This window comes from Mesorhizobium sp. PUT5, assembly GCF_052216645.1.
Classification (GTDB): domain Bacteria; phylum Pseudomonadota; class Alphaproteobacteria; order Rhizobiales; family Rhizobiaceae; genus Mesorhizobium.
In genome coordinates this window covers 2879402-2895206 of sequence record NZ_JBQOSO010000003.1, presented here as the reverse complement: position 1 = coordinate 2895206, position 15805 = coordinate 2879402, and the positions used below count along the sequence as shown (strand labels likewise).

At 66.0% G+C, this 15805-nt stretch carries 14 protein-coding genes; 5 read left to right on the top strand and 9 right to left on the bottom strand.

What is annotated here, in order from left to right:
* Positions 1–10: 10 nt before the first annotated feature.
* Positions 11–595, bottom strand: coding sequence for a helix-turn-helix domain-containing protein (locus ACTDI4_RS15605; RefSeq protein ID WP_442842008.1), 585 nt, complete (start codon positions 593–595; stop codon positions 11–13).
* 171 nt (positions 596–766) lie between these two features.
* Here ACTDI4_RS15605 and ACTDI4_RS15600 point away from each other — a divergent pair, with 171 nt between their 5' ends.
* Complete coding sequence (locus ACTDI4_RS15600) at positions 767–1477, top strand: nitroreductase (RefSeq protein WP_442842007.1); 711 nt, start codon at positions 767–769, stop codon at positions 1475–1477.
* 2 nt (positions 1478–1479) lie between these two features.
* Here ACTDI4_RS15600 and ACTDI4_RS15595 read toward each other — a convergent pair whose 3' ends face one another.
* The 5 genes from ACTDI4_RS15595 to ACTDI4_RS15575 form a co-directional block, all read right to left on the bottom strand.
* A complete protein-coding gene (locus tag ACTDI4_RS15595; protein ID WP_442842006.1) occupies positions 1480–1884 on the bottom strand; it encodes a Rid family hydrolase in 405 nt (134 codons plus the stop codon).
* A 31-nt stretch (positions 1885–1915) separates the two neighbouring features.
* The gene (gene soxG, locus ACTDI4_RS15590; protein ID WP_442842005.1) at positions 1916–2503 is read right to left on the bottom strand and encodes a sarcosine oxidase subunit gamma family protein; all 588 of its coding nucleotides are present in this window, start codon (positions 2501–2503) and stop codon (positions 1916–1918) included.
* Positions 2496–5489, bottom strand: coding sequence for a sarcosine oxidase subunit alpha family protein (locus ACTDI4_RS15585; RefSeq protein ID WP_442842004.1), 2994 nt, complete (start codon positions 5487–5489; stop codon positions 2496–2498). The genes soxG and ACTDI4_RS15585 overlap by 8 nt, the downstream gene beginning before the upstream one ends.
* Positions 5486–5785 (bottom strand): sarcosine oxidase subunit delta, encoded by a 300-nt coding sequence (locus ACTDI4_RS15580; protein WP_442842003.1) that lies wholly within the window; start codon positions 5783–5785, stop codon positions 5486–5488. The genes ACTDI4_RS15585 and ACTDI4_RS15580 overlap by 4 nt, the downstream gene beginning before the upstream one ends.
* Positions 5786–5908: 123 nt before the next feature.
* Complete coding sequence (locus ACTDI4_RS15575; RefSeq protein ID WP_442842002.1) at positions 5909–7168, bottom strand: sarcosine oxidase subunit beta; 1260 nt, start codon at positions 7166–7168, stop codon at positions 5909–5911.
* 191 nt (positions 7169–7359) lie between these two features.
* Between ACTDI4_RS15575 and ACTDI4_RS15570 the strand changes: the two genes are divergently transcribed.
* The 3 genes from ACTDI4_RS15570 (at position 7360) to ACTDI4_RS15560 (ending at position 12914) form a co-directional block, all read left to right on the top strand.
* The gene (locus ACTDI4_RS15570; protein ID WP_442842001.1) at positions 7360–9837 is read left to right on the top strand and encodes a mechanosensitive ion channel domain-containing protein; all 2478 of its coding nucleotides are present in this window, start codon (positions 7360–7362) and stop codon (positions 9835–9837) included.
* Positions 9838–9978: 141 nt separating this feature from the next.
* Positions 9979–10242: a hypothetical protein gene (locus ACTDI4_RS15565; RefSeq protein WP_442842000.1), complete on the top strand. Its 264-nt coding sequence runs from the start codon at positions 9979–9981 to the stop codon at positions 10240–10242.
* 110 nt (positions 10243–10352) lie between these two features.
* Positions 10353–12914, top strand: a complete 2562-nt coding sequence (locus tag ACTDI4_RS15560) for a GcvT family protein (RefSeq protein ID WP_442841999.1) — start codon at positions 10353–10355, stop codon at positions 12912–12914.
* Between the two features lie 30 nt (positions 12915–12944).
* Here ACTDI4_RS15560 and ACTDI4_RS15555 read toward each other — a convergent pair whose 3' ends face one another.
* The 3 genes from ACTDI4_RS15555 to ACTDI4_RS15545 all read right to left on the bottom strand — a co-directional run bounded on the left by ACTDI4_RS15555 (position 12945) and on the right by ACTDI4_RS15545 (position 14686).
* Entirely contained in the window at positions 12945–13883 is a 939-nt protein-coding gene (locus tag ACTDI4_RS15555) for a GlxA family transcriptional regulator (protein WP_442843373.1), read from the bottom strand.
* Positions 13884–14150: 267 nt separating this feature from the next.
* Entirely contained in the window at positions 14151–14285 is a 135-nt protein-coding gene (locus ACTDI4_RS15550) for a hypothetical protein (protein WP_442841998.1), read from the bottom strand.
* A gap of 224 nt (positions 14286–14509) precedes the next feature.
* Entirely contained in the window at positions 14510–14686 is a 177-nt protein-coding gene (locus ACTDI4_RS15545; protein ID WP_442841997.1) for a hypothetical protein, read from the bottom strand.
* Between the two features lie 207 nt (positions 14687–14893).
* On the opposite strand from ACTDI4_RS15545, the gene ACTDI4_RS15540 reads away from it, so the two are divergent.
* A complete protein-coding gene (locus ACTDI4_RS15540; RefSeq protein WP_442841996.1) occupies positions 14894–15793 on the top strand; it encodes a LysR substrate-binding domain-containing protein in 900 nt (299 codons plus the stop codon).
* Positions 15794–15805 lie beyond the last annotated feature (12 nt).

Sequence of the window (15805 nt, the reverse complement as noted above, 5' to 3'; positions counted from 1 at the left end):
CCCGAACCCTTCAGTACACCGGCGGCGAAACCACCCACACCACGACCGCCGGCACGCGGCCCTGATTGCGCCAGCGGAACGGCTTGCCCGCGAAGCGGAAGGAATCGCCTTCTTCCAGCCGGTGCCAGGTGCCGTCGATCTCGATGTCGAACGTGCCGCAGACCACGTAGCCGGCTTCCTCGGTCGGCCGGGTGGTCGCAGCCTTCAACTCCGCACCGGGCGCGAATTCCGAACGCAACATCTCGAAGCTGCCGCCGAGGTCGGGCGACAGGAGCTCCTCCACCAGCCCCGTCTCGCTCGTGCCGAGGGAGCGGCGGCGCGCCGCGCGCACCACCACGCCGCGCTCGGCTTCCACCGGCACGTCGTTGGTGAAGAACATCGAGACGGGAACGCCGAACAGGTCGGCCAGCGCACGCAGGTCTCCGAGCGAGGGGATGGACAGGCCGCGCTCGATCTGGCTGACCCAGCCGACCGAACGGCCGAGCTTCAGCGCGATCCCGGCCAGCGTCAGGCCGCGCGCCTTGCGCAGCGTGCGGATGTCGGCCGCGAGAAGATGCTCGCCGGCGGTTTCCGGGGCAGTGGCGGAGGAGGTCAAGGTCGCGTCTCGTGAAAAAATAACTTCGATTTTCACCTGAAGCCATTCGCATGAAAAAATCAAGAGGCGAGAGCCTTGCGTAGCCATGAAAGGCTTTGGCCGTGCGGCAAGATTTGCTTGCGGTCCCTGCCGGCTTCGGGCAAAGGCTCGGTTCCACGACAAGGGATCGCCATGCTGGCACCGGAAAACAGCGCCCCCTTCGCGGACGAAGCGGCAACAGTTGACGCGGCCATCACGTCACGGCGGTCGGTGCGCGCCTTCCTGCCCGATCCCGTCGCGGACGACACCATCCGAGAAATATTGGAAGTTGCGGCGCGGGCGCCGTCCGGCACCAATATGCAGCCGTGGAAGGTCTATGTCGCCAAGGGCGAGACCCGGCGCAGGATCGGCGAGGCGATCCTCAATTCCGGCGTCCGCGCCGAGAAGGCGGAATGGGACGAGTACAAATACTATCCCGACCAGTTCTTCGAGCCCTATCTCGCGCGCCGCCGCGCCAACGGCTACGGGCTCTATGGCGTGCTCGGCATCGGGCGGCGCGAGGTGGACAAGATGCGCGCCCAGCACGACCGCAACTTCATCTTCTTCGACGCGCCGGTCGGCATGATCTTCACCATCGACCGCAGGCTCAACAAGGGCTCGTGGATCGACTACGGCATGTTCCTGCAGAACATCATGATCGCGGCGCGGGGCAGGGGCCTGCACACCTGCCCGCAGGCGGCGTTCGCGCCCTACCATCGCCAGATCCGGCCGATCCTGGGCATCGCCGAGGAGGAGATCGTGGTGTGCGGCATGGCGCTAGGCCACGAAGACACGTCGAAACCCGAAAGCACTTTCCGCACCGACCGCGCACCGCTGGAAGAATGGGTGACGTTCCGGGACTGAGGCTATCCCTGCGGCCGGCCGAAACGGGCGCAGCATTCCAGCTCTACCTGGGCTCCGAGCGCCAGCCCGGCGGTGCCGAAGGCTGAGCGCGCGGGCAGGCGGTCGGGGTCGAAATATTCGAGATAGACCCGGTTGAAGTCGGCCCATTTCGACATGTCTGCCAGCATGACGGTGCATTTGAAGATGTCTGCGAAGGTCAGGCCGTGCGCCTGCAGCACCGCGCCGATATTCTCCATCGTCTGCCTGGTCTCGGCTTCGATGCCGCCGGGCACCAGTTCCAGCTTGCCCGGAACATTGCCCAGCGCTCCGGACAGATAGAGGACGTCGCCCACCCGGACCGCAAGGCTGAACGGCAGCCCGGCGGCCTTCGCCTGCGCAGTGGTGTAGAACGCCATGTCGCTCGTCATGCGGGCCTCGAGTCGCCTTCGGTCGGGGCGGCTACCGCACCTCGTAGCCGACCTCTTCCGAGGCGTGGCACAGCGCGTTCCAGAAGGAGCGCGCGAAGGAGCGGAATACGTAGAGATCGAAGCTTGCGGCGTCGCTGCGCTGGATCTGGGCAAAGATGTCGTGATGCATGGTCGCTCGGCCGGCGCCGAGCGGGAAGGCGGCCAGCGAAAAATCGATGGCGAAGAACTTGGCCAGCACCCATTCGGCCTTCGGGCCTTCGACGCGCAACGCCGTGCGGCCATGCGACAGGTCCGTCACGGTGCCGGTTTCGGCCTTCACCGCCGCGGCGAAGGCGGCGGCGAGGCCCTCGTCCTCGTCCGTCACGGTGAACCTGCCCGGCGCGAAACCGAAGGCGGATTTCCGGCCGTCGGCTGCGCCGCCGCCGGCGCCGTCGGGCAGGGCAAGGCCGGTCACCGCGCGGATCGCCGCGATCACCTGCTTTTCCATGCCCGGCCATGCCGCGAGCTGGACGATGGAGCCGGGCCGCGTCTCGGACAGCTTCACGCCGACGCCGTCCTCGAAATGACCGTGCGAGCCTGGCCGATAGACCGGCTCCAGCGGGGAGAGGCGCTCAACCATGCATGCGGCTCCCTTCGGGGTCGAAGAAATGGTGGCTGACGATCTCGACAGGCCCGAAACGCCTGCGTAGCGGATCGGACACATAGGCGCGCGTGCCGCGCCGTGCTTTGCCGCCCTGCACCAGCGCCAGGGCGATGTACTTTCCGAGCGCCGGCGAATAGCAGCAGGCGGTGATGTGGCCGAGCGAGGCGTGAGGATTGGCCTCGTCCAGTTCCTCGACGATGTGGCCACCGCCGTTGAGCGCGCGATTGTCGAGCGCGATCAGCCCGACGAGCTGGAGCCGGTCGGCCGCGACCAGTCCCTCGCGGTCCATCATGGCGGAGCCGATGAAGGGTTTTTTCCGCGACAGCATCCAATCGAGATGCAGGTCGCGCGCGGTGGTGCGGCCGTCGATCTCGGCACCGGTGACGTGGCCCTTCTCGATGCGCAGCGTGCCCAGCGCCTCAAGTCCGTAGGGTATGAGGCCGAAAGGCTTGCCGGCGTCGATCAGCGCTTCCCAGACATGGGTTCCGTGACCGGCGCCGCAATAGACCTCGAACGCCATCTCGCCCGAGAAGGAGAGGCGGCAGACCATCACCTTCACGCCGGCGATCTCGCCGTGAACCAGCCCCATGAAGGGCAGGGCGGCATCGTCCACGGCGGTGCCCTCGACGCAGGCGGCCAGGATTTCCCGCGCCTTCGGCCCGCCGATCGCGGCGCCCGCCCATTCGTCGGTGACGGAGGTGACGGTGACCTTGAGGTCCGGCCAGACCACGTCGAGGAAATATTCCAGATGCTGCATCACCTTGCCGGCATTGGCCGTGGTTGTGGTCATCAGAAAGTCGTGCTCGCCGAGCCGCCAGGTGGTGCCGTCGTCGAAGGCGATGCCGTCCTCGCGCAGCATCAGGCCGTAGCGCGCCTTGCCGACCGCCAGGGTGGAGAACATGTTGGTGTAGACGCGATCGAGGAACTCGGCCGCATCCGGCCCCTGCACGGCGATCTTACCGAGCGTCGAGACGTTGACGACGCCGGCGGCCTCGCGCACGGCTTTCGCTTCGCGCACATAGGCCTGCTCGACCGTCTCGCCGGGGTCGCCATAGATCATCGGGCGGTGCCACAGGCCGGCCGAATACATGGTGGCGCCGTGCTCGACATGCCAGTCGTGCATCGGCGTCAGCCGCTCTGGCTTGAGGTCGCCATAGCGTTCGGCCGCCAGCGCGCCGAGCGACACGGCCGAATAGGGCGGGCGGAAGCGCGTGGTGCCCACTTCGGGGATCGCCTTGCCGAGCGCGGCGGCCATGATGGCGAGGCCCGGAATGTTCGAGGTCTTGCCCTGGTCGGTGGCCATGCCCAGCGTGGTGTAGCGCTTCAGATGCTCGACCGACTGGAACCCCTCGCGATGGGCAAGCCGCACGTCCTCTGCGGTGACGTCGTGCTGGAAATCGACGAAGCTCTTTCCCTCGGCCCGGATCTCGAAGACGGGCGCCGGGTCGGGATTGCCGGGCGCGGCCTCGACATCCGGAAGCGTGGCTCGGGCTTCCGGGCCGCCCACTGCGGTGAGGCCGGCCGAACGGCCGTCCACCATGGCCTCCAGCGTCGAGAAATTGCCGTTGAAGGCGCCGGCGCCGACCCATTTCTGCCCCGGGCGCGGCGGCAGGAAGGCCTGCAACTCGCCGTCCCACTGCGCCCTGGCGCCGGCCTGGCTGGCGAGATGGATGGCGGGCGACCAGCCGCCGGACATCGCCAGGCAGTCGGCGGGAATGGTGCGCGCCTCGCCCGACAGGGCGCCGCTTGCGGCATCGAAGCGCCGCACCTTGACGCTTTTCAGCGCCTTGGTGCCCTCGGTCGCCGCCACCGCGTGGCCGGTGAGCAGTTCCGCGCCGACCTGGCCGGCCAGAGTGCGCATGACCGGCGACACGTCGGCACGCACATCGATGATCGCCGCCACCTGCGCGCCGGCCTTGCTCAGCGAAAGGGCGGCGCGGTAGGCGGTGTCGTTGTTGGTGAAGATGGCGATCTTCTCGCCCGGCAGCACGCCGAACTCGTTGGCGTAGCGCTCGGCGGCGTTCGCCAGCATCACGCCCGGCCGGTCGTTGCCGGGAAACACCAGCGGCCGCTCCAGCGCGCCGGTCGCCAGCACGACCGACCCGGCGCGGATGACCCAGTGGCGGTGGCGCGGCTCGCCCTTGCCCGGCTTTTCCTTGTGGTCGGCGACGCGTTCGAGCGCTGCAAGCGTGTTGCCGTCGTAATAGCCCCACACCGTCGTGCGCGGCAGCAGGCGCACCGTGTCGCGGTTCGTCAGCTCCTCCACCATCGCGGCGGCCCAGTCCGCCGCCGGCCGGCCGTCGATCGCCTCGCCCGACCAGTTGGCGCTGCCGCCGAAGCGGGGGTCGAGTTCGGCCAGGATGACGCGCGCGCCGCCGTCGGCCGCGGCCTTGGCCGCCGTCAGTCCGGCCGGCCCGGAGCCGACCACGAGCACGTCGCAGAAGGCGTTCATGCGTTCGTAGCGCGCTGTGTCCTGCGCCCGGCCGGCGCTGCCGAGGCCGGCGGCGCGGCGAATGAAATGCTCGCAGAACATCCAGAAGCGCGTGCCCTTCAGCGGGCCGATCACCGGGCCCATGAAGGTCTTGTAGTAGAAGCCGGCCGAAAGCAGCGGCCCGGCAAGCTGGTTGGCGGCGCCGATGTCGAGGGAAAGCGAGGGAAAGCGGTTCTGGCTTTCGGCGACGAGCCCGTCATGGATCTCGACCATGGTGGCGGGCAGGTTCGGCTCGCGCACCTCGCCGCGCAGCACCGTCACCAGCGCGTTGGGCTCGTCCACCCCGGCGGTCAGCACGCCGCGCGGCCGGCGATACTTGAACGAGCGGCCGAACAGGGTCACCCCGTTGGCCAGCAGCGCCGAGGCCAGCGTGTCGCCGGGGTGGCCGGTGCAGGGCTTGCCGTCGAAGGTGAAGCGGATCGTCCTGAAACGGTCGATGCGGCCGCCGGTCGCGGCGCGGCGCGGGCTCACGATTTGGCCCCGTGGCGGGGGGTGGCGGCCTGATGGCGCAGATCCTCGCGCACGAAGGTCGCGCTGGAAATCTCGTGAGTCAGCGTGTCGCGCACCACTTTCAGATGGGCGCGGCAGCCGCCGGAATGCTGCCAGAACTCGGTGTGGGGGCCGGCCGGATTGGCGCGGTCGTAGACATATTCGTTCCACGCCTCCAGGTCCTGGGAATTCGGGGCGGGACGCCGACGCGTGCCGTCGCCCTGATAGGTGAATTCGGACACGTCGCGCGGGCCGCAATAGGGGCAGGAAATCAGCATCTTCGTTTCCTAGAGCATGTTGCAGCCAAGTGGAAACACCTGGCGTCGCACACATGCGGCAAGATCAATCAGATGGACCATGATGTCGTCCGAAAACCGCTTCACACTTTCCGGCATCATGGTCTAATGCAGCCGTGGCGTGGCGCCCTGGCCCTTGTCGTCGATGAGGATGCCGCGGTGGAAGCGGTCGAGCGAGAATGCGGCGTTCAGTTCGTGCGGCTCGTCGCGGGCGATGGTGTGGGCGAAGCACCAGCCGGAGGCGGGCGTCGCCTTGAAGCCGCCGTAGCACCAGCCGCAGTTCAGATACATGCCCGGCAGCGGGCCCCTGGTGATGATGGGCGAGCCGTCCATCGACATGTCGCACACCCCGCCCCAGGAGCGCAGCATCCTGACCGGCGCGAGGCTGGGGAACAGGGCGAGCATCTCGCTCATCACCTCTTCCACGATCGGCAGGTTGCCGCGCTGGGCGTAGGAGTTGTAGCCGTCGATGTCGCCGCCGTAGACAAGGCCGCCCTTGTCGGATTGCGACATGTAGAAATGGCCCATGCCGAAAGTCACCACCGTGTCGAGGAACGGCTTGAGCGATTCCGACACGAAAGCCTGCAGGACGTGGCTTTCGATGGGCATCTTCTCAATTCCCGCCAGTTGCATCACCCGCCCGGTGCTGCCGGCCACGGCCACGGCCACCTTCCTGGCGCGGATCTCGCCGCGCGAGGTCGTCACCCCGGTGACGCGGTCACCGTCCCTGAGGAAGCCGGTCACCTCGCAGTTCTCGATGATGTCGACGCCGCGCCGGTCGGCGCCGCGCGCATAGCCCCAGGCGACCGCGTCGTGGCGGGCGGTGCCGGCGCGCCGCTGCATCAGGCCGCCGACGACGGGAAAGCGCGCCTTGGCCGAAACGTCCAGCGCCGGGATCAGCCGGGCGATCTGGGCCGGCGTCATCAACTCGGCGTCGACGCCGAGATGGCGCATGGCGTTGCCGCGCCGGGCGTAGTCGTCGAACTGGGCGGGGCTGTGGGCGAGGTTCAGGCAGCCGCGCTGCGAGAACATGACGTTGTAGTTGAGGTCGTGGGACAGGTTCTCCCACAGCTTCATGGAGTGTTCGTAGAAACGGGTGTTGGCCGGCAGCAGATAGTTGGAACGCACCGCCGTGGTGTTGCGCCCGACATTGCCGGAGCCGAGATAGCCTTTTTCCAGCACCGCCACATTGGTGATGCCGTGCTCCTTGGCCAGGTAGTACGCGGTGGAAAGTCCGTGGCCGCCGCCGCCCACCACGACCACGTCGTAGGACGCCTTCGGGGCCGGCTTGCGCCATGCCGGCTTCCAGTCCCGGTTTGCCTTGAACGCGTTCGCTATGAGCGAAAAGGCCGAATATTCCGCCATCGTTGCCGTGATCCGTTCGCAGGAGGTGGGTGGAGACTATAGAGCAGACGGCCGCGGCAAAGCCAAGATTGCGGCGTGGCTTTTCGCAGAGCCGACGCCGGACCCCGCCGCCGGCTTTCCGCGCCGACTTGCCCGCAGGAATGAGCCCCACTATCAATGGCATGCTTCTTCGGCCGGTCCGGGACTTGCGCATGACGCTTCGATGGCTTCGTCTTTTTCTGATCCTGCTCGCGGCCGCTGCATTCGTGCCGTGTGTCGCGACGGGGCAGGAACAGGCGCCCGCGGCTTCCGATCTCGTCGCTACCCAGCGTCAGGTGCTGCAGGGGCTGGCGGCCAAGACCGACGATCTGGAAAGGAAAATTCAGCAGAACGCAGAAGACGACGCCAAGCTGGCTGACCTGCGCCTGCAATTGGAAGATTTGTCTCGGCGGGCTCTGGAGAGCGCCGTTGTCTTTCGTCCCCGTGTCTCCGAAATCAATGCCCGATTGGAGCAACTCGGAGCCGCGCCCGCCGAAGGGGAGCCGGCAGAACCGGAGATCGTTTCCGACGAGCGCGCCAAGCTGACCGCGGAAAAGGCCGAGATCAATGCCGTGACCGCGATGGCCCAGAGCCTGTCGATCCGCATCAGCGGCCTGATCGACAAGATCGTCACCACGCGCAGCGAGCTTTTCCGCAATCTGCTGACGAAGCGCTATGCGCTGACGGATGCATTCCGCAGCAGGGTCGCCATCGACACGAAAGCCGAATTTTCGAATCTGCGCACAACGGTTTCGTCCTGGCTTGCTTTCATCATGAAGTTCAAGTTCCAGGCGGTCGTGTCGGCCACAATGCTGGCTCTCGGCGTCGCGGCGATGCTCACCATCGGCGGCCGCCGGCTGTTCGGCAAACTGGTCGAGCGGGATCCGACGGTGGAGGAGCCGTCATATCTCAGCCGGCTGTCCGTAGCCTTTTGGTCGACGCTGCTGCCCACCCTGTCACTGGGCGCGTTCTGCGTCGCCACCTTTCTTTTCTTCGACAATTACGGCGTTCTGCGCGGCGATATCGGCGTGTTTCTGCGCGCGTTCATGCTGATGTTCGTCGTGGTGTTCTGCGTCAATCGGCTGACCCGCGCGGCGCTCTCCCCGGACATGCCCAGTTGGCGTCTGGTGCCGGTGGAGGCAAGACCGGCCCGCTGGTTGATCGGGCTGGCCACGGCAATGGCGATCGTCGTCGTCAGCAATAATTTCCTTTCGGTCGTCAACGAGCAGATGGGGGCGCCGCTTTCGGTCACGATCGCGCGCAGCTTCCTGTCCGCCATCGTTGTCGGCCTCATCCTGATATTGATGGGGCTGGTGCGGCCGTTCCGCACTCATGAAGGCGTGTGGCGTCGGTGGCCGGCCTGGTTGCGGTACAGTGCTTTCGGGCTTGGTCTGTTCACCATCGGTGCGGCGCTCCTGGGCTATATCGGACTGGCGATCTTCGTTTCGCTGCAGGTGGTCATCACCGGCACCTTGCTTGTCTTGGCCTATATCGGGTTCCTGTCAGCGCGGGCGGTGGGCGAGGAGGGCGGCTTCGGCGGAACGGCGGTCGGGCGGTGGCTGGCAGACAGAACGGGCGTCGAGGAAGCAACCGTCGATCAGCTCGGCCTTGCCGCGAGCCTCGCCATCAATCTCTTGATCGTCGTCATCATCTTCCCGATGATCCTGGTGATGTGGGGCTTCCAGCTCGGAGACGTCCAAAGCTGGGCCTACAAGCTTGCCACGGGCGTGAATATCGGCTCGATGACCATTTCCGTCACCGGGCTCCTCAGCGGCATCGTCGTCTTTGTCGTAGGCTATTTCCTGACCCGCTGGTTCCAGAGCTGGCTGGACGGTTCGGTGATGGCGCGGGGCCGTGTCGATGTCGGGGTGCGCAATTCCATCCGCATGGCGGTCGGCTATGCCGGCGTCGCGATCGCGGGGCTGGCCGGCATCTCGGCGGCGGGCATAGACCTTTCCAACCTCGCTTTGGTGGCCGGCGCGCTTTCCCTCGGTATCGGCTTCGGCCTGCAGAATGTCGTGTCCAACTTCGTTTCCGGTCTCATCCTGCTGGCCGAGCGGCCGTTCAAGGTGGGCGACTGGATCGTGGCCGGCAATGTCAGCGGCACGGTCAAGAAGATCAGCGTTCGCGCCACCGAGGTCGAGACCTTCCAGCGCGAATCGATGATCCTGCCGAACTCCAGCCTCATCAACGACGCGGTGGGCAACTGGACCCATCGCAACAAGCTCGGCCGCATCGACATCAAGGTCGGCGTTGCCTACGGATGCGACGCCAGGCGGGCGCATGAAATCCTGCTGGAGATCGCCCGCGGCCATCCGCTGGTGCTGAAGAACCCCGAGCCCTTCGTGCTGTTCGCCAATTTTGGCCCGTCGGCGATGGAATTTGAAATCCGCATATTCCTGGCAGACGTCTTGAACCAGAGCGGCGTGCAGAACGACATCCGCTTCGCCATACTGGACGCGTTCGCCCATGCCGGCATCGAGATTCCCTCCACGATCCGGGCGGTCGTGCCTGCCGCTCCGGCCGAACCGTGGCCGACCGACGACGACAAGACCGAACTCGTCCATGCCGAGCACGAGGCGGCGCGTATCGTGACGGAGCAGGGGGCGACGAAGCGCCGGCGCAAGTCGCGCAAGCCGGACCCGAATTGAGGGCGCGAACGCCTCCCCACCGGCTGATTGCGGCATGAATGTGGCATTCAGTTGCGGTTCAGCTTCGTTGCCTTATAAGTTCATGCAAAAGGCGAAGTCGCCTGACAAGCCAACAGGGACGGTGGCAACACCGAGACAGCAATGTGGAAATCCCTCATCGCCGCCACGGTTCTCCTTGCCGGCAGCGGCGCCGTCCATGCGGCGAGCGCCGTCAACAAGGATGCCCAGACCCGCACGCTGATCGTGACGGAAGGCGGCAGCAAGTCCGAGCTGTCGCTGGCGGCCGGCGAGACGGCGGAGTTCTGCCCCAAGGGCTGCTTCGTGACCATGCCGAACGGCGACCTGGAAGCGCTGACCGGTTCGGAAACGGTCGAGATCAGCGGCGGGATCGCCCGCATCAAGTGACGCTGCCCTGAGCCAGGTCGCGGCCCCTACGGGCCGTGTCGCAAACAGGCTGTATTCACGCCGCATCGCTCTGTAGTGTGCCCGAAAATCCCACTTCGGAGCGACGGACAATGGCAGGGTTTCCTGAAAAGGCGAAGGTCGTCATCATCGGGCTGGGCGGCATCGTCGGCGCTTCCGTGGCTCACCATCTGATCGAGCGCGGATGGGACGACATCGTCGGCATCGACAAGTCCGGAATTCCCACCGACATCGGCTCCACGGCGCATGCGTCGGACTTCTGCTACATGACCAGCCACGACTTCCTGTCGTGCTGGACCTCGCTCTATTCCCTCGAATTCTACGACAGGATGGGCCACTACGCCCGCGTCGGCGGCCTCGAGGTCGCCCGCGTCGGCGACGATGCCCGCATGGACGAGATCAGGCGCAAGGTCGCCTCGGCGAAGGCCTTCGGCACGCGCGGGCGCCTGATCGGCCCGGCCGAGATCAAGGAAAAGTTCCCGCTCATCGAAGAGCATCTGGTGCAGGGCGGCATGTGGGATCCGGATGCGGGTCTCGTCATTCCACGCTCGCAGACGGTCGCCGGCAAGCTGGTCGATCAGGGCGTCGCGGCCGGCAAGCTGCAGGCCTTCGCCAACACGGCCGCGAAGTCGCTGGTCATCGAGGACGGCCGCATCAAGGGCGTGGTGACCGACCGCGGCACGATCCACGCCGACCACGTCGTGGTCTGCGCCGGCCTGTGGGGCCGCCTGATCGCGGAGATGGCGGGCGAGGACCTGCCGGTGATGCCGGTAGACCATCCGCTGACCTTTTTCGGCCCCTACGACGAGTTCGCCGGCACCGGCAAGGAGATCGGCTGGCCGCTGCTGCGCGACCAGGGCAACTCGGCCTATATGCGCGATACCGGCGACCCGAAGACCGCCGAAGGCGGGCAGATCGAGTGGGGCTATTACGAGGAAACCAATCCGCGTCTGGTGCATCCGCGCGACCTTCTGGAGAAGGACCAGGCGCGGCTTTCGCCCTCGCAGCGCGATCTCGACATGGAGCAGATCCTGGCGCCGCTGGAGCGCGCAATGGAACTGACGCCGATCCTGGGGGAGCTTGGCTACAACGAAGGGCACTCCTTCAACGGCCTCCTGCAGGTGACCATCGACGGCGGCCCCTCCATCGGCGAAAGCCAGAAGGCGAGGGGGCTGTGGTACGCCGTGGGCATCTGGGTCAAGGACGGCCCGGGCATGGGCAAGCTCCTCGCCGACTGGATGACGGACGGCCGCACGGCAATCGACCACAACCGCATCGACTACGCGCGCTTCTATCCGCACCAGACCACCGAGCAGCATATCTGGGATCGCTGCACCGAAACGGCGATGAAGATCTACAATCCGGCGGTGCATCCGCGCGAGCCTTTCTCCAAGGGCCGCAACGTGCGCCGCTCGCCCTTCTACGAGCGCGAGAAGGAACTCGGCGGCTATTTCATGGAGCTGGGCGGCTGGGAGCGCGCCCATGGCTACGCCGCCAACGAGCATCTGCTGGAGAAGTACGGCAACCGCGTGCCGGTGCGCGAAAACGAGTGGGACAACCGCCATTTCTGGCGCGTTTCCAATGCCGAGCACCTGGCGCTGAGCGAGGATTGCGGCATCATCAACCTGTCGCACTTCGCCATGTACGACGTCGAGGGGCCCGACCATGTCGAACTGATGGAATGGCTGTGCGCTGCCAAGGTCGGCGGCGACAACATGATCGGAAAGGGCATCTACACCCACTTCCTCGACGACGAGGGCATGGTTCGCGCCGACCTCACCGTCATCCGCATGGCCGATCGCTGCCGTGTCATCGACGGCGCGGACGCCGGCCCGCGCGACTTCAACTACATGAAGCGCGTGGCGCGGGACCGGGGGCTCGACGCCACCGTCACCGACGTGACCGAGAAATACGTCACCGTCGGCATCTGGGGACCCAATGCGCGCGCCACCTTGCAGAAGGTGGTGGAGGACCCCGAAGGGCTTTCGCTGGAAAACTTCCCCTTCGCCGCGATCAAGCCGATCCGCATCGCCGGCAAGGATGTCACCGCCTTCCGCATCTCCTATGTCGGCGAGCAGGGCTGGGAACTGCACATGGCTTACGAGGACGGCCTTGCCGTGTGGGACGCGCTGCGCTCCACCGGGGTGATCGCCGTCGGCGTGGAGACCTATGCCAACACGCGGCGTATGGAAAAGAGCCTGCGGCTGCAGAACGCCGACCTCACCACCGAGTACAATCTGTTCGAGGCCGACCTTGCCCGTCCGAAGGTCAAGGAAGCCGATTTCCGCGGCAAGGCCAAGCACGTGGAATACAGGGCGCGCGAGCGTCAGCCGGCCATGCTTTGCACGCTGGTGATGACCGACAGTGTCGATTCCCGGGGCGTGGCCCGGTATCCGGTCGGCATCATGCCGGTGATGGACCCCGAAACCGGCGAGACGCTGGTCGACGAACTCGGCCGCCGCTCCTACACGACCTCGGTCGCTTACGGCCCGACGATCGGCAAGAACATCGCGCTCGCCTATCTGCCCAAGGATTATGCCCGGGAAGGCCGCCGGCTGACGGTGGAGTATTTCGGCGAGACCTATCCGGTGGAAGTCGCGGGCGTTGGCTACAAGCCGCTCTACGACCCGGAAAACCTCAAGCCGCGAAGCTGATCGGCCCGAGAAGCTGATCTGGGTCGCGGCTCAGGCGGCCAGGAGCTGCTTCCTGTCCACGCGCTCCTGCTGCGGCGAGCGCGCATAGAGCTCCCGGTAGCATTTCGAGAAATGCGAGGCCGAGACGAAGCCGCAGGCCACCGCCACATCCACCACCGGCATCGACGACTGGATCAGGAGATGGCGGGCGCGGTCGAGGCGGATTTCCAGATAGTACCGGGCAGGCGAGCGGCCCATCTCGGTGCGGAACAGGCGCTCGATCTGGCGCCGTGAAAGGTCGACATGGTCGGCGATGTCGAGCAGCGAAAGCGGCTCGGCCAGGTTCGCCTCCATCAGCTCGATGATGGTCAGCACCTTGGCGTTCTGCACGCCAAGCCGTGCGCGCAGCGGCAGGCGCTGGCGATCGGTGGGGCTGCGCACGCGGTCGGTCAGCACCTGCTCGCAGACGCGGTTGACGACGCTTTCGTCGAAGTCGTCGCCGATCAGCTTCAGCATCATGTCGAGCGCGGCGGTGCCGCCGGCGCAGGTATAGATGTTCTGGTCCACCTCGAAGAGATCGGCGAAGACATTGGCCTTGGGGAACGCCTCCTGGAAGCCGGGCAGGTTTTCCCAATGGATGGCGCAGCGCTTGTTGGAGAGCAGCCCGGCCAAGGCCAGCACATAGGAGCCCGTGCACAGCCCGCCTATCGCGACGCCGCGGTTGTATTCCTCGCGCAGCCAGGCGAAGACCGAACGGTTGTTGTATTTTTCGACATGCACGCCCGTGCAGACCACGACCATGGAAGGCCGGTCGGAACCGGTCATCCTGCGGCGCTCCTCCTCCAGCGAAGTGTCGACCGTGCATTCGACGCCGTTGGAGGCGCGCACGGGCTTTCCGTCCAGGCTGGCCAGGCGCCACTTGTAGGCCTCGTAGCCAAGCATGCGGTTGGCCAGGCGCAGCGGATCGAGCGCCGTGGCGAAGGCGACCATGGTGAAGTCGGGGATCAGGAAAAAGACAAACGATCGCTTGACCGAATGTTTCAGGGCGTTCACGGATGTCCCTCGCGCGGCCGATGACGCGATCAGAATGTCGCGATCAGCATAGCGTCATCAGGAAAAGCCAGCCGTGTCAATCGGCAGCGGTGCAACGCGGCAACTAAATTTGCGACACGGTTGCGCCCGGCGTCGCAAACAGGCAACGCCGGGCGCAGCCGGAATCTCATAGGACGGCCGGTCGGGACCGGGCCGGCATCCTAGTCAGGCAAGGATGCCGAGGCGGGCCGCGGCGACGGCACCTGTCTGGCCAGGCATGGTGCGGGCCAGACGCTGGCGCTCCAGCTCTGTGGTCAGGTTGCCGGGGCGGCGTGCGAACAGGCGTGCGAAAAGCTTCATTTCACTCTCCATGAATGCTCGGACGGGTCGCCTTCGCGCGATGGAGTGGGGCAGCTCGTTGCTAGCCCCGATATAGGGACGGCTTCAAGCAAAGCCGAGCGGAAAAGCGAAGCGCAACATTTGAAAAACGACATGCGGCAAGGGCGAAAGGCCGCACCCGGTCGCATTTCCGGAAGGCCGCCGGCGGGCAAGCCTTCCGCAGGTGCCGCAAGCGGCGCCGGGGCTCATTTCGCGCACGGATCTCCGGTGCCGAAGCAGATCTTTTCATCGCCGAGTTGAGGCCAGCCGATGTCCTTCTGAACCTCCAGCGGCAGCGCGCGCAACTCGCGCTCGGACCGCCTGAGCGCACGGTTGCGAGCGAATTGGGTCGCGATACGACCGATGGACGACAAGATGAGCATCTCATTCTCCTTTCATGGTCGCTCGGGACTTCGAGTCCCGAAACTGCAATGCGACTGTGCTTTCGCGTTTGCGGCCGGCCTGTCCGTCGCCGGTGTACCCAGATGGCAGGAGGCCGCTTCGACGGTGTTGACTATGCGCCCGGGTTGAGCTTCAATCAAACGAAATGGAATGATCGTTTTCATCAGAAAAATTGAAGGCGCCGTCCGATGAACGCTCCCCTCAATCATCCGCTTCCGCTACTCGACCTCGACGTGCTGCGCACTTTCGTGGCGATCGCCGAGACGGGAAGCTTCACCACCGCAGCCAGCGCCGTGTTCCGCACGCCTTCGGCCGTTTCCATGCAGATCAAGAAGCTGGAGGATATTCTCGGCCGCTCCGTGTTCGCGCGCGATGCGCGCTCGGTGACGCTGACGACCGATGGGGAAATGCTGCTGGGCTATGCGCGCCGGCTGCTGGCGATCAACCGCGAGGCGGTGTCGAAGTTCGTCGTTCCCGACATCGTCGGCGTGGTGCGGCTCGGCTCCCCCGACGATTATGGCGAGCGCGTGCTGCCGCACGTGCTGAAGCGCTTTGCCCAGTCGCATCCTTCCATCGCGGTGGACGTCACCATCGACCAGAGCGTCAACCTGCGCCGGCGTATGGACGACCGCGCGCTCGATCTTACGCTGCTGACCAATTCCTACAGGGCGAGCGCCGTCGGGGCCGAGGTTCTGCTGACGGAGCCGATCGTCTGGGCAGGGGCCAGGGGCGGTTGCGCCCATTTGCGGGAACCCTTGCCGGTGTCGCTGTGGGAGGAGGGGTGCATCTGGAGGGCGGGCGCGCTGGAGGCGCTGGGACGCGAGGGGCGCAACTATCGCGTCGCCTATATGAGTGCCCACACCGCCGGCCAGCGGGCGGCGATCCTGGCGGACCTTGCCGTTGCGCCGCTGCCGCGGTCCTTCCTCGGCGGGGAACTGGTGGAACTGGGCCCGCGCGACGGCATGCCCGAGATCGGCAACTATAATCTGGCCATGGTGGTGGCACCGGAAGCCAGCGCGCCGGTGAACGCCGTTGCCGAGCACATTCGGGCGACATTTGCGGTGTTCAAGGAGACGGGCAAGTTCTGACCGGACCCTGTA

Coding starts and splice junctions, on each gene's coding strand:
- ACTDI4_RS15560 (WP_442841999.1), top strand. CDS start 10,353: ATGGCAGGGTTTCCTGAAAAGGCGAAGGTCGTCATCATCGGGCTGGGC.
- ACTDI4_RS15595 (WP_442842006.1), bottom strand. CDS start 1,884: ATGACGAGCGACATGGCGTTCTACACCACTGCGCAGGCGAAGGCCGCC.
- ACTDI4_RS15575 (WP_442842002.1), bottom strand. CDS start 7,168: ATGGCGGAATATTCGGCCTTTTCGCTCATAGCGAACGCGTTCAAGGCA.
- ACTDI4_RS15550 (WP_442841998.1), bottom strand. CDS start 14,285: ATGAAGCTTTTCGCACGCCTGTTCGCACGCCGCCCCGGCAACCTGACC.
- ACTDI4_RS15565 (WP_442842000.1), top strand. CDS start 9,979: ATGTGGAAATCCCTCATCGCCGCCACGGTTCTCCTTGCCGGCAGCGGC.
- soxG (WP_442842005.1), bottom strand. CDS start 2,503: ATGGTTGAGCGCCTCTCCCCGCTGGAGCCGGTCTATCGGCCAGGCTCG.
- ACTDI4_RS15545 (WP_442841997.1), bottom strand. CDS start 14,686: ATGCTCATCTTGTCGTCCATCGGTCGTATCGCGACCCAATTCGCTCGC.
- ACTDI4_RS15555 (WP_442843373.1), bottom strand. CDS start 13,883: ATGGTCGCCTTCGCCACGGCGCTCGATCCGCTGCGCCTGGCCAACCGC.
- ACTDI4_RS15570 (WP_442842001.1), top strand. CDS start 7,360: ATGACGCTTCGATGGCTTCGTCTTTTTCTGATCCTGCTCGCGGCCGCT.
- ACTDI4_RS15580 (WP_442842003.1), bottom strand. CDS start 5,785: ATGCTGATTTCCTGCCCCTATTGCGGCCCGCGCGACGTGTCCGAATTC.
- ACTDI4_RS15600 (WP_442842007.1), top strand. CDS start 767: ATGCTGGCACCGGAAAACAGCGCCCCCTTCGCGGACGAAGCGGCAACA.
- ACTDI4_RS15540 (WP_442841996.1), top strand. CDS start 14,894: ATGAACGCTCCCCTCAATCATCCGCTTCCGCTACTCGACCTCGACGTG.